At 31.8% G+C, this 14006-nt stretch carries 11 protein-coding genes; 9 read left to right on the top strand and 2 right to left on the bottom strand.

Going from position 1 to position 14006, the window contains the following annotated elements:
* Positions 1–127: 127 nt before the first annotated feature.
* The 8 genes from ACKTTR_RS07060 (at position 128) to ACKTTR_RS07095 (ending at position 8848) form a co-directional block, all read left to right on the top strand.
* On the top strand, positions 128–2146 hold the full coding sequence (locus tag ACKTTR_RS07060; RefSeq protein WP_408027172.1) for a VWA domain-containing protein: 2019 nt from the start codon (positions 128–130) through the stop codon (positions 2144–2146).
* The gene (locus ACKTTR_RS07065) at positions 2146–2325 is read left to right on the top strand and encodes a CPXCG motif-containing cysteine-rich protein (protein WP_047790511.1); all 180 of its coding nucleotides are present in this window, start codon (positions 2146–2148) and stop codon (positions 2323–2325) included. Before ACKTTR_RS07060 ends, ACKTTR_RS07065 begins: the two co-directional genes overlap by 1 nt.
* A 5-nt stretch (positions 2326–2330) precedes the next feature.
* Positions 2331–2729: an acyl-CoA thioesterase gene (locus ACKTTR_RS07070; RefSeq protein WP_408027173.1), complete on the top strand. Its 399-nt coding sequence runs from the start codon at positions 2331–2333 to the stop codon at positions 2727–2729.
* Positions 2730–2762: 33 nt separating this feature from the next.
* The gene (locus ACKTTR_RS07075; RefSeq protein WP_408027174.1) at positions 2763–3101 is read left to right on the top strand and encodes a hypothetical protein; all 339 of its coding nucleotides are present in this window, start codon (positions 2763–2765) and stop codon (positions 3099–3101) included.
* A 109-nt stretch (positions 3102–3210) separates the two neighbouring features.
* Positions 3211–5364, top strand: coding sequence for a TonB-dependent receptor (locus ACKTTR_RS07080; protein WP_408027175.1), 2154 nt, complete (start codon positions 3211–3213; stop codon positions 5362–5364).
* A gap of 76 nt (positions 5365–5440) precedes the next feature.
* Positions 5441–7423, top strand: a complete 1983-nt coding sequence (locus ACKTTR_RS07085; protein WP_408027176.1) for a heavy metal translocating P-type ATPase — start codon at positions 5441–5443, stop codon at positions 7421–7423.
* A 33-nt stretch (positions 7424–7456) separates the two neighbouring features.
* Positions 7457–8287 (top strand): prohibitin family protein, encoded by an 831-nt coding sequence (locus ACKTTR_RS07090; protein WP_408027177.1) that lies wholly within the window; start codon positions 7457–7459, stop codon positions 8285–8287.
* 27 nt (positions 8288–8314) lie between these two features.
* Positions 8315–8848, top strand: a complete 534-nt coding sequence (locus ACKTTR_RS07095) for a GNAT family N-acetyltransferase (protein WP_408027178.1) — start codon at positions 8315–8317, stop codon at positions 8846–8848.
* A gap of 70 nt (positions 8849–8918) precedes the next feature.
* Here the strand turns inward: ACKTTR_RS07095 and ACKTTR_RS07100 are convergent, their stop codons facing one another.
* Both ACKTTR_RS07100 and ACKTTR_RS07105 read right to left on the bottom strand, forming a co-directional pair.
* The gene (locus ACKTTR_RS07100) at positions 8919–10715 is read right to left on the bottom strand and encodes a DEAD/DEAH box helicase (RefSeq protein ID WP_408027179.1); all 1797 of its coding nucleotides are present in this window, start codon (positions 10713–10715) and stop codon (positions 8919–8921) included.
* 125 nt (positions 10716–10840) lie between these two features.
* Positions 10841–12199, bottom strand: a complete 1359-nt coding sequence (locus ACKTTR_RS07105) for a TlpA family protein disulfide reductase (protein ID WP_408027180.1) — start codon at positions 12197–12199, stop codon at positions 10841–10843.
* Positions 12200–12376: 177 nt separating this feature from the next.
* On the opposite strand from ACKTTR_RS07105, the gene ACKTTR_RS07110 reads away from it, so the two are divergent.
* Positions 12377–13999 (top strand): ABC-F family ATP-binding cassette domain-containing protein, encoded by a 1623-nt coding sequence (locus tag ACKTTR_RS07110; RefSeq protein WP_408027181.1) that lies wholly within the window; start codon positions 12377–12379, stop codon positions 13997–13999.
* The last annotated feature ends 7 nt before the right edge of the window (positions 14000–14006 follow it).

A 14006-nucleotide genomic window follows, 5' to 3' on the forward strand; every position in this document is an offset into this window, starting at 1 on the left:
ATAATAGTTTTTGATAAAATTATGTAACTGATAACTAGTTTTTTATGATTCAAGTCATAAATGAAAAAGAAGAAAAGGTCTTTTTATTTGTTAGATATTTTTATCTTCACATACTAAAATAAGCTGAGTGGAGTCAATAACTATAATTTACATTGTATTAGCCGTATTAATAAGCGTAGCCATTGCTTTTTTTCAATATTTCTATAAGGTAAAAAGGACTCCGAAAGTACATATATTACTTTTTAGCTTAAAGGCACTAAGTCTTTTTTTAATAGGATTGCTACTCATTAATCCGAAGATAACAACTCTTGAAACAGAAAACATAAAACCGGTGTTATCTGTATTGGTAGATAATTCACTATCTACTCAGTTTTTTAAAGAAGAAAAAAAGGTACAAGAATTAGTATCAAAAGTAGAAAGCAACGAAGAGCTTCAAGATAAATTTAACGTACAGTATTTTTCATTTGGGAATGATATTAAGGTCTTGGATAGTTTATCGTTTGCTGAAACACAAACAGATATTTCAAAAGCAGTTGAAGCTGTTAATGAGTTGAATAAAGATAAAAATGCAGCTACTATTTTAATAACTGATGGAAATCAAACCCAAGGAAACGATTATGAGTTTTCATCAACAAAGCATAAAATATTTCCTGTAGTTATAGGTGATACTATTAAGTATCAAGACATTCAAATTTCACAGTTAAATGTGAATAAGTATAGCTATGTAAAGAACAAGTTTCCAGTTGAAGCATTGTTGTATTATGAAGGAAAAGAAACGGTGAATACTACTTTTTCAATTGTAAAAAACGGGAGCAGAGTTTTCTCAAAAAGAGTACGTTTCTCACCAGAAAATCCTGTGCAAACTGTTACAGCCAATTTAGTATCTAATACCAAAGGAGTACACTATTATACAGCATCGATAAGTAGCATAGCGAATGAAAAAAACACGAAGAATAATTATAAAAGCTTTTCAGTAGAAGTTTTAGATGAGCAAACCAAAGTATTACTATTAAGTTCTTTTTTACATCCAGATTTAGGAGCACTTAAAAAAGCGATTGAGAGTAATAAACAACGAAAAGTAGATATTGCTTTGATACAGGATAAGAATATAGATTTAGACGCATATCAGTTTTTTGTTTTGTATCAGCCTAACAGTTATTTTAAAACCACTTTAGAAAAAATACCATCTAATTTTTTACTGGTTTCAGGAACTAAAACAGATTGGAACTTTTTGAATAGTCAAGGTTTGGGAGTTCAAAAAAGAGCCATTAATCAAAAAGAAGAATATACTGCTATTTACAATCCAGATTTTCTAACTTTTTACCAAGAAGATATAGGCTTTGGTCAATTTCCACCGCTAAAAGACAAGTTTGGAGAAGTACAGATTAAAAAAGAATCTCAAAGCTTGTTGTATCAAAAGTATGCAGGAGTAGAAACTACCCAACCGTTATTGTCAACCTTTGAAGAAAATGATAAAAAGTATGCAGTACTATTTGGTGAAGGTATTTGGAAATGGAGAGCAGCTAGTTACTTAAAAGAGAAAAACTTTGAAAGTTTTGACACGTTTGTAGGAAATTTGGTTCAGTATTTAGCATCCACTAAAAAGAGAAAACGTTTAGAGGTAAAAGCACAACGTTTGTATGCAGCTAATGAACCGATAACCATAAGTGCTTTTTATGTTGATAAAAACTACCAATTTGATAGCAGAGCATCTTTAGAGTTGACAGTAACTAACTTAGAAACAAAAGCCAAAAAAAGTATTCCGTTTTCGCTATTTAATAACTCATATCAAGTTTCCGTTGAAGGATTAGCCTCAGGTGAATATTCATATACAGTAACAGTAAAGAACCAAAATATAAGTAGTTCAGGTAGGTTTAAAATTGAAGATTATCAGATAGAAGAGCAGTTTACCAATGCTAATTTTAAGAAACTAGAACAATTGGCATTAAAAACAGATGGAGTAATTGTTTATGCAGATAAAGTTGACGAATTATTAAAAAAGATACAAGAAGATGCATCTTTTTACACCACTCAAAAGTCTATTACCAAAAAACAAAGTTTAGTTGATTGGAAATGGTTGTTATTACTAATTATAGTTTTATTGTCAATAGAGTGGTTTGTTAGAAAATACTATGGTAAAATATGATGTATGAACATTTTTTTCAGTGTCCGCATTGTTGGGAAGAAATTTCTATGTTGTTGGACGCTAGTACATCTGAAACCTATGTAGAAGATTGTGAGGTATGTTGCAATCCTATACAAATAACTTTTACCTTTGTAAATAACGATTTAGTAGCTTTTGAAGCTAAAAACATAGAACAATAAATACGATGAGATTTCACACACGTAAATGGGTAAAACCAGAAGATTTAAATCCTAATGGAACACTTTTTGGAGGACGATTGTTACAATGGATTGATGAAGAAGTAGCGTTATATGCTATTATTCAGTTAGAAATTCCTAAAACAGTAACCAAGTTTATGTCTGAAATAAATTTTGTTAGTTCAGCAAAGCAAGGAGATATTGTAGAAATAGGAATTGATGTGGTGAAGTTTGGAACAACGTCTATTGCCTTAAGCTGTGAAGTGCGTAACAAAATAACTCGAAAAACAATTATTGCAATTGATAAAATTATTATGGTGAGTTTAGATGAAGAAGGAAAGCCCTTTGCACATGGTAAAACAAAAATTGAATACGTTAAAGACCGATTGGATAATGAAGATTCATAAAAATTTATAATTTTGCAACTCTAAAAGGTATTAGTGAAAAATAGTATTATCATATTATTAACCTTATTATTAATTGTGCCTCCTTTACAGGCACATACTGATGCTGTTGTTTTTGTAGCTGAATCAGAAGTACATCATGATGTATTAAATGAAGAACATCAAGAAGAACATCATGAAAATGATACTGAAGAAGAAAAAAACAAAGAACATCACCATCATTGTAACGTAATTACTGTTACCGCGGAATTTATTCCTGTTGAATATCACTTTGAAATTATTCCTTTTTTTGAGATAAGAGAACCAATTGACTTTTATCAGAACACTTATAACTTTTCCCACTTAAAAGGGGTTTTCCAACCACCAAAATTTTAAATTAATTATTCTCGGTTTGCTTTCGAAGATATACGAAAGTAGTTCTTGCATCTTTTTTATTAAAAAGGTGTCAGCTTACAAATACATATAATTAATTTAAAAGAAACACATGTTAAAAAATATAGTGTTAGCGGTAGTTATGGTACTATCTGCTATTCAAATAAACGCGCAAAATTCAGTAGAATTTAAAGTAATTTCTGAAGAAAAAGAACCTGTCATAGGTGCATCAGTATATATAAAAAACACCACATTAGGAGAAGAAACTAATTTAGACGGAATTGCAATTATCAATAATATACCTAACGGAAAGCAAACTTTTGTAGTATCGTTTATAGGTTTTGAAACGGTAGAAAAAGTCATAACCTTTCCAACAACAAAGAAACAGTTTATAATAGAGCTTCACGAAGACGAAGAAACTTTAGAAGCGGTTGTAATTCAATCAACAAGAAGTAAAAGAGCAATTGCTGAAATCCCTACAAGAATAGAAGTTGTTGGAGTAGAAGAGCTTGGAGAAAAAGCGGTTATGAATTCAGCTAATATAGCCATGGTTTTACGTGAAAGTACAGGGATACAAATGCAGCAAACATCTGCAAATTCAGCCAATCAGAGTATACGTATTCAAGGGTTAGATGGTCGATTTACGCAATTACTAAAAGACGGATTTCCTTTATTTGGAGGGTTTTCTAGTGGATTGAGCATTATGCAAATTCCACCGTTAGATTTACAACAAGTAGAAATTATTAAAGGAAGCTCATCAACCTTATATGGAGGTGGAGCTATTGCAGGTTTGGTAAACTTAGTGTCAAAAAAGCCAAAAGACGAACGGGAAGTTAGCTTGATGTTCGATCAAACTTCACGTAATGGAAGTACCATAAATGCTTTTTATAGTGAACGTTTCAATAAGTTTGGTGTTACTTTATATGGTTCAGCAAACAGACAAGAAGCAACCGATGTAAACGATGATCATTTTTCTGATATTCCAAAAGTTAGAAGTTTTAGTATTAACCCGTCATTATTCTACTACCCGAATGAAAAGGAAGAATGGCGCTTGAATTTTGGGACAACTATAGAGAATCGTATAGGTGGAGATACTGATGTAATAGCAGGAAATATGACTCCTGATCATAGTTTTTTTGAGGAAAACAAATCAGAACGCTACTCAACACAATTATCATATTCTAATGATATTTCAGAAGATAAAAGCTTTCATTTTAAAAACAGTGTAAGCTATTTTAAAAGAAATTTAACCTTACCAGATTATGAATTTGATGGAAAGCAGTGGGCTACTTTTACTGAAGCAACATATAATTTATACAACCTTACTTCCGATTGGGTTTTTGGAGGAAACATTATAACTGAAAACTTTATAGAAAATCCAACAACAGATTTAGATAGAAGTTACAAGCAATTTACCTTTGGAGGATTTACGCAAAATAACTGGCGACTTTCAAACAATTTAACGCTAGAAAGTGGTTTAAGAACAGATTATAATGATCATTACGGAACATTTGTACTGCCTAGAGCTTCATTGTTTATTAAATATAACGAGAAGGTTTCAAGTAGAATAGGAGGAGGTTTAGGTTATAAAATTCCTACAATCTTTACTGAAGATGCTGAGTTACGCTCGTATCAAAATGTAATGCCAATTAATCTAACTGATTTTGAAGCAGAAACTTCTATCGGGTTTAATGCAGATGTAAACTATAAAACAAGAATTTTTAATGGTAATGTATCATTGTCTTTTAATCAATTAGTGTTCTACACACAGTTAAAAAACACACTTTTGTTAGGAGAAAATGGTGTTAATTACGAGTTTGTGAATGCTTCAAGTACATTAAATAGTTATGGGGCAGAGACTAACTTAAAGTTAAAATATAAAGACTTTGTGTTGTTTACAAACTATGCATATAATAATGTTGAAATTAATAACAATCAAAAGGCATTAACACCAAAACATAGTTTTGGAGGGGTGTTAATGTATGAAGTGCATGATAAGTGGCGAGTAGGTTATGAAGCTTACTACAAGAGTTCTCAGTTGAGAAACAACTTAACAGAAACTTCTGATTATTGGACAATGGGTTTCATGGCAATGAGAACGTTTGGTAAAATTAGTTTGTATGCAAATTTTGAAAATTTTACAGATACCAAACAACAAAATTATCAAGATATGATAGAAGCACCACATAATAATCCTTCTTTTACAGATATTTGGGCACCAACAGATGGGTTTATTTTCAACGCTGGTATACTAGTTAAGTTATAAGAGAAAGAGGAGTTAAAACTCCTCTTTTTTGCATCTTTTTCATACATTAAAGGTCTGTTAAGAAACCCATAAAACTATGTCAGAACACAAGCATTCACATAATGAAGGTCACAATCATGATCATGGCGGAATATTTGGCGAAAAAACAGAACTCTATTTTTCTATTTTAAGTGGTGTTTTTTTCTTTTCAGGTATTCTTATCGAAAAACAAACAAACCTTTCGCACACTTACGCTATTACAAGCTTTATTATTGCTTTTTTCTTAGGAGGATATTTCACAGCTCTTGAAGCCATAGCAAAAATTAAAAAAGGAGAATTTGAAATAGATTTTTTGATGTTGGTTGCAGCAGCAGGAGCTGCCTATATAGATAGATGGGAAGAAGGAGCCTTACTTTTATTTTTATTCAGTTTAGGGCATGCACTTGAAAGTTATGCAATGAACAAAGCAAAAAAATCTATTCAATCTTTAGGAAACTTATCCCCCAAAAAAGCACTCGTAAAACGAAACGATACACTTGTAGAAGTAGCTGTGGAAGAATTACAGCTAAATGACATTATTGTGGTGAAGCCAAATACTAAAATTGCGGCAGACGGAGTCATTATCAAGGGAAAAACAAGTATCAATCAAGCTTCCATAACAGGTGAAAGTATGCCTGTGGATAAAGAGGCGATTTCAGAGTTGCAAACAAATGTAAACTTTAAAGACATTGATAAAAAAAATGTCGTGTATACAGGAACTATGAATGGTGATGCTGTTATTGAAGTACAAGTACTTAAATTAAGTGAAGACTCTACAATTTCTCGTGTTATTAAAATGATTAGTGAGGCAGAAAACCAAAAATCACCAACACAATTACTAACTAAAAAGTTTGAAAAATGGTTTGTTCCTCTGGTTATCGTATTGGTTATTTTGTTGTGTTTTGCACATTTGGTTATTGATGAAACTACAGAGCAAAGTTTATACAGAGCTATTACAGTGTTAGTGGCTGCTAGTCCGTGTGCTTTGGCAATTTCAACACCTAGTGCAGTGTTAAGTGGTATCGCAAGAGCTGCCAACAAAGGAGTATTGATAAAAGGAGGAAGAACGTTAGAAAATTTAGGAAGCCTAACTACCATCGCTTTTGATAAAACAGGAACACTTACGGAAGGAAAACCAAGACTAACTCATACAATTCCGTTAAATGGCTTTGACAGTAATGAGTTTTTAAGCTTGGTTTTAGCGGTAGAAAGCCTGAGCAACCATCCATTAGCAAAAGCTATTACACGTGATATTAAAGAAAAACACGCTGTAAAATTAGTTAGTAAAGCTTCTACCATTAACGCAATTCAAGGAAAAGGAATATCGGCAATTTATAAAGGAGCGCAGGTTTTTATAGGAAATGAAAAACTTATGATTGAGAATGGTATTGCACTTTCTGAAGAGGTAAAACAACACATGAATTCCTTAGTACAAGAAGGTCATACCACCATGTTAGTTGCTTATGAAAATAAATTAATAGGCATGTTAAGTGTGATGGATGTTGCTAGAAAAACAGCGAAAGCAACACTATTAAAATTAAAAGCCATGGGAATTGAAAAGATGATTATGTTAACAGGTGATCATCAAAATGTAGCAAATTCCATCGCAAAACAAATTGGTTTAACGGAGGCTAAAGGAAATTTATTACCAGAAGATAAAGTAGCTGCGATTCAAGAATTAAAAGAAACAAACACTAAAATAGCGATGGTGGGCGATGGTGTAAACGATGCTCCTGCAATGGCAAATAGTACTGTTGGAATAGCTATGGGAGCCGCAGGAAGCGATGTGGCATTGGAAACGGCAGATGTGGCACTATTATCTGATAAAATTGAAAATCTACCTTTTGTAATTGGCCTAAGTAGGAAATCAAGAACCATCATTAAACAAAATTTATGGATAAGCCTTGGCATGGTAGCGATACTTATTCCAGCCACCTTATTTGGTTTAGCTTCCATAGGACCTGCAGTTGTAATGCACGAAGGCTCTACTTTAGTAGTTGTTTTAAATGCTTTGCGATTGTTGAAATACAATGAAAATTAATTCAGTACTTTTGAGTACATAAAAAATACAAAAATGACAAGAAATCAAGTAGAGTTAAAGTTTCCAAAATTTGGATTGTTAATTCCAGTAGCCATAGTTTTAATAATTTTTGTGGCAAAATCCACTGTAACAATCAATTCAGGGGAAGCTGGAGTATTGTATAAAACGTTTGGAGGAGGAGTTGTAACAGATGAGCCACCATTAGGAGAAGGTTTTCATGTAGTAGCCCCTTGGAATAAAGTGCATGTTTATGAGGTGAGACAGCAAGAACTTTTTGAAAAGATGAAGGTGTTATCTTCAAACGGATTAGAAATTCAAATAGATGCTTCTGCATGGTATCAACCGGTTTATAAAGATTTAGGAAACTTACATCAAACGCTAGGTGAAAATTACTTACAACGTGTAATTCAGCCAGCAATTCGTTCAGCAGCTCGTAGTGTTGTTGGCCGTTATACACCAGAGCAGTTATATTCTAGTAAAAGAGATGCTATTCAAGATGAAATATTTATAGAGACAAAGAAGATATTAGAAAAACAATATGTTCAGTTAAATGAAATTCTTGTTAGAGATGTAACATTACCTTCAACTATTAAAGAAGCTATTGAGCGTAAATTAAAGCAGGAGCAAGAGTCGTTAGAGTATGAATTTAGACTGGTAACAGCTCAAAAAGAAGCAGAAAAACAAATTATTGAGGCAAAAGGTAAAGCAGATGCTAACAGAATTTTAAGTGCTTCATTAACTGATAAAATTTTACAAGATAAAGGTATAGAAGCTACTAATAGGCTAGCAAATTCTACAAATAGTAAAGTTGTTATTATTGGTTCTGGTAAAAGTGGAATGCCAATTATTTTAGGTAATCAGTAGTTTTTGTGATTTATTAAAAAAGAAAAAGTGATTTTAAAAGTAGACTCTGATATAGAATTGAGAGAACTTGAGTTAAATGATGCTGCTGATATTTTCAGAATAATTAATAAAGAAAGAGAATATTTAGGTACATGGTTACCATTTGTAGCATATACTAAAGAATTAAAAGATACTGAATGCTTTGTAAGTTCGGTTGTTAATGTTCCTGTAGAAAAACTAGAACATACTTTTACAATTAGAAAACAGGGCGAATTTATAGGATTGATTGGTTTAAAAGATACCGATGTTTTAAATAAGAAAACAGAAATAGGGTATTGGCTTTCAGAAAAGGAGCAGGGTAAAGGTATTATGACAAACTCAGTAAAAGAGTTATGCGATTTTGCCTTTACGAAATTACAAATAAATAGAATTCAAATAAAATGTGCTGTAGGAAATGTGCCAAGTAAAAATATTCCTAAAAGATTAGGTTTTAAGTTAGAAGGAGTTGAAAGAGAAGGAGAGTTACTAACAGGAAATACTTTTACAGATTTGGAAATATACAGTAAATTAAAGAATGACTAAATTAATTTGAATTACATAACAAAAAAAAACAGCTCAAACGAGCTGTTTTTTATTTGTAAAACTTTTTTATTTAGTCTCTTCTACGTTTTCTTCCAAAACCAGAAGCAGCAGTTTTGTTATCTCCTCTTCTAGAAGAGCTATTTTCACTACGTCTTCTACCAAAACTTTTCTTATTATCAGCAGGTTTATCACTTCTACGTTTTTTACCACTGAATCCACCACCACCGCTTCTACGTGGCTTTCTTCCACCACCACTACGATCGTTTTTAGTAATTTCAATATTTACTGACCTTCCATTAAAATCTGGATCATTAGCAGCAAAAGCGTCTAAGGTTTCTTTTTCAAAGTTCTTATCAATTTCAAAGAAAGAAAAAGTATCTAAGATATCTATAGCGCCAATTTCAATCTTATCACCAATGTTCTGATCGTTGATTAAACCAATTAATTTGGCAGGATTTAAACGATCTTTTCTTCCTAAATTAATGAAGAAACGAGTCATGTTCTCACTAGAAGAACGACCTCTAGAGTTTTCTTTTGAAGATAAATTGTTTAAATCAGGAGCATTTTCGTAGTATGACAAGAATGTATTGAACTCTAGCGATACAAACTTTTGAACTAACTCTTCACGACTTAAATCTTCTAATTTTTCATAAATACTTGGTAAAAAACCTTCAATTTGCTCAGTATTTACTTCTGTGTTATGAACTTTATCAATTAAATGAAGTAATTGATTTTGACATATCTCTTTTCCAGATGGAATAGGGGTGTGAACAAATTGTTTTTTTATAATACGTTCAATAGGACGTAATCTACCTTGTTCTTTTTTGCTTACTAAAGCAATAGAAATTCCTTTGTTACCAGCTCTACCAGTTCTACCACTACGGTGATTGTAGTTTTCAATTTGATCTGGTAATTTATGGTTAATAACGTGTGTTAAATTGTTAACATCCAATCCACGAGCAGCAACGTCAGTAGCTACTAATATTTGAATATTCTTTTTACGAAACTTTTCCATTACAGAATCACGTTGAGCCTGTGATAAATCACCATGTAAAGAATCGGCATTATAACCATCTCTAATCAAGTTATTGGCAACTTCTTGTGTTTCTCTACGTGTTCTACAGAAAACAATTCCGTAAATATCAGGATTTAAATCAGCTACTCTTTTTAGAGCAGGATAACGAGTTTTTTCGTTTACTAAATAATATTCATGACTTACATTATCTGAACCTTGGTTCTTCTGTCCTGAAGTTATTTCAACAGGGTTTGTCATGTAGTTTTTTGCAATAGCCTCAACTTCTCTTGGAAACGTTGCAGAGAATAATAAAGTTTGTTTGCTATCTGGTGTTGCTTCTAATACTTGGTCTAGTTCATCTTTAAAGCCCATGTTAAGCATTTCATCTGCTTCATCAAGAACTAACCATTGTACGTTTCCTAACTTTAAAGCTCTTCTTTTAATTAAGTCTACAGTTCTACCAGGAGTACCTACAACTATTTGAACACCTTTTTTAAGTTTTCTGATTTGTTCATCAATATTAGCACCACCATATACAGTTGCTACTTTCAGGTTTGGTAAATATTTTGAAAAATCTTCAATGTTTTTTCCTATTTGAACTGCTAGTTCACGAGTAGGAGATAAGATAATTGCTTGTGTGCTTACGTTCGTTTGATCTATAAGCTCTATAATAGGCAAACTAAAGGCTGCAGTTTTACCTGTACCTGTTTGTGCAAATGCTTTTAAATCTTCTTTTGAAGAAATTATTTGTGGAATTGCTTTTTCTTGAATTACTGTTGGCTTTTCATAACCTAGATCGGTTAACGCCTTATTGATAGGTTCTTGCAAACCTAAATCTAAAAATGTTGACATACTGTGTTTTTAGAGAACCCACAGATGCCCCTCCGCGAATTCTATAATTAATATTAATTAAATCGTTTGGTACGATTTTTTTTGGACGGTGCAAAAGTACACTAAATAAAATGAATAGAGGTTAACTATTTCGTTTTTTGTAAATTACTGATTTCTAAGTTTATATCTTTAGCTGATAAACTAGTGTAACCATTTTGAATAATTCCGTTTTTATCAACTAAAATCATACGAGGAAATTTACTGGTGGTAAAATCGCATACAGCGCTCTCACTAGGTATAGTATATTGATATTTTACATCTACGTTTTTAGTGAACCTTTTTGAAGAGTCGCATAAATTAACTAGTATAAAGTTGATATCAGGATTTTTCTTTACTAAATAATTGAAACGAGAAGAAACCCAATCGTCTGAGGCGTACTGGTAATTCTTTAGCAAAACAACAGTATTTTTATCTTTAGAAATACTCTTGAAGTCTTTTAGCTCACCGTCAGCAGCAATTAGTTTAAAGGAAGGTAATCGCTCTCCTTTAGTTAATATCTTTAAATCATTAATTAAACGCTGAACATTTTTTTTATGCTCATTATTCGTATTTAACTTGAAGAAAGTAAAAAATGCTTCGCTTTTCATTTCGCTGCTTGGTTCTTCATAAAAGTTACGAATAACAGCATTGTATAGCATTTTATTTTTAACCGTTTCAAGAACTACATTTTCATCAATAGCGTGTAATAAGTCTTGTGTAAATTTTTCTGATTTTACTCCATTACTCTTTAGGTAGGCATCATTTTGTATTTTCTTAATAATAAACCTATAGTATGGACCGTAAAACATTAGAGAGTCCTTATTTATTGGAGCATTTTTACGGTAATCAAAGTAAGATTTATTAATTTCTTCAGGTGTTTCTTTCTTTAAGCTTTGTATGGCATACTCTTCTAACTTTGCATATAGAGGAAAGTTTAAAGATATATTTAAAATATCTAGAAAACCTGAAGCATCATTACTACGAGTTTTGTAGTTTTCAAAAATAGCGCTCTTGATAGATTTCATCGAGTCTATTTTCGCTAAAAATTCATTTTTAGGCAAAGAGAGATACTTAGAAGTGTTTTTGTAATCTTGTTCGTACTGTAAAAAAGACTCAATTAATAAGTTGTTTCGCTCAGCATTTACACCACTAAAAACTAATGATTCGTCAAAATCCCAAGTATTTAACCTAATGAGTAAACTATCAGAAGGTTGCATGTATACGTATTGAAGTTCGTTACCGTGATGAAATATGTATAATCCTTCTTTAAAATTATTGTAGCTTCCTAAAAATGTATTGTTTTTACTAAGTGGTATTGTATCGTTAAAATCATAATTGTCAGACAATACAACGAAGTCACATTTAGGATTGATGATTTTACCCCCAAAATAGGTAGGCTTATTTTTATTGGATTCGTTACATCCAATAAATACAATTAATATGAGAGGTATAAAATACTTAATCATGATTTAAATTACCCTAAATATTAGAGTTCAAAAATAGATAACTCTTTAGTATTAGGCTGTTAATTCGTTGTTAAAAAGAATTAAAACGAGCCAAAAGTAATATGTTAAAAACTTTCATGCAAATTCTTTTATAGTCTTTAGTTTTTATACTTTTGCACGGAATTAAAAAAAATATACATGTTATCAGTTTCTAATTTATCAGTTCAGTTTGGAAAACGTGTTTTGTTTGATGAAGTAAATACTAAGTTTACGCAAGGAAATTGCTACGGAATTATCGGAGCAAATGGAGCTGGGAAATCTACATTTTTAAAGATTTTATCAGGAAAACAAGAACCTACTTCAGGCCAAGTTCATTTAGAACCAGGAAAAAGAATGTCTGTATTAACACAGGATCACTATGCTTTTGATGAGTATACTGCCTTAGAAACTGTGTTGATGGGAAATAAAGAACTACACAAAATAAAATCAGAAATAGATGCTTTATATGCTGATTATTCTGATGAAAATGCAGAAAAGATAGGAGAACTACAAGTTCGTTTTGAAGAAATGGATGGTTGGAATGCTGATGCATCTGCTGCAAGTTTATTATCTAACTTAGGTATTAAAGAAGAAGATCATTATACATTATTATCAGAATTAGATTCGAAGAAAAAAGTACGTGTATTATTGGCACAAGCGTTATTTGGTAATCCTGATGTGTTAATTATGGATGAGCCTACAAACGATTTGGATTTTGAAACGATTGCTTGGTTAGAGAATTTCCTAGCAAATTATGATAACACAGTGATTGTAGTATCCCACGACCGTCACTTTTTAGATGCCGTTTGTACACATATTTCTGATATTGATTTTGGAAAGATTAACCACTACTCAGGAAACTATACATTCTGGTATGAATCTTCTCAATTAGCGGCTAAGCAAAGAGCTCAACAAAATAAAAAGGCAGAAGATAAGAAGAAAGAATTGGAAGAATTTATCCGTCGTTTCTCTGCAAACGTTGCAAAATCTAAACAAGCAACTTCTCGTAAGAAAATGATAGAGAAATTAAATGTTGATGAAATTAAGCCTTCTTCACGTCGTTATCCTGCGATCATTTTTGAAAGAGATAGAGAGGCAGGAGATCAGATATTAAATATTGAAGGATTATCAAAAAAGGACGCAGAAGGAGATTTACTGTTTTCAAATGTAGATATTAACTTGAATAGAGGAGATAAAGTTGCTGTTATATCTAAGAACTCTAAAGCAACTACAGCTTTTTATCAAGTAATTTCAGGTAATGAAGAAGCCGATTCAGGTAAATATAGTTGGGGGGTAACAACTACTCAATCGTATTTACCAGCAGATAACTCTGCTTATTTCCAAAACGGAGAGTTGAATTTAGTAGATTGGTTACGTCAATATGCACAAACTGAAGAGGAGAGAGAGGAAGTGTTTTTAAGAGGTTTCTTAGGGAAAATGATTTTTTCAGGAGAAGAGGCATTAAAGAAAAGTAATGTATTGTCTGGAGGAGAGAAAGTACGTTGTATGTTATCTCGTATGATGATGACCAGAGCTAATATTTTAATGCTTGATGAACCAACCAACCACTTAGATTTAGAATCTATTCAAGCGTTGAATAACTCATTAATAAACTTTAAAGGAACTGTGTTGTTTACTACACATGACCACGAGTTTGCACAAACAGTAGCTAATAGAGTTATAGAGATTACACCTAAAGGAATTATTGATAAGTACGCTACTTTTGATGAGTATTTAGATGATCCTAAAGTAAAAGAATTAAGAGAAAAGATGTATTCTTAAAATTATA

Source organism: Tenacibaculum litoreum (genome assembly GCF_964513915.1).
GTDB lineage: Bacteria > Bacteroidota > Bacteroidia > Flavobacteriales > Flavobacteriaceae > Polaribacter > Polaribacter litoreum.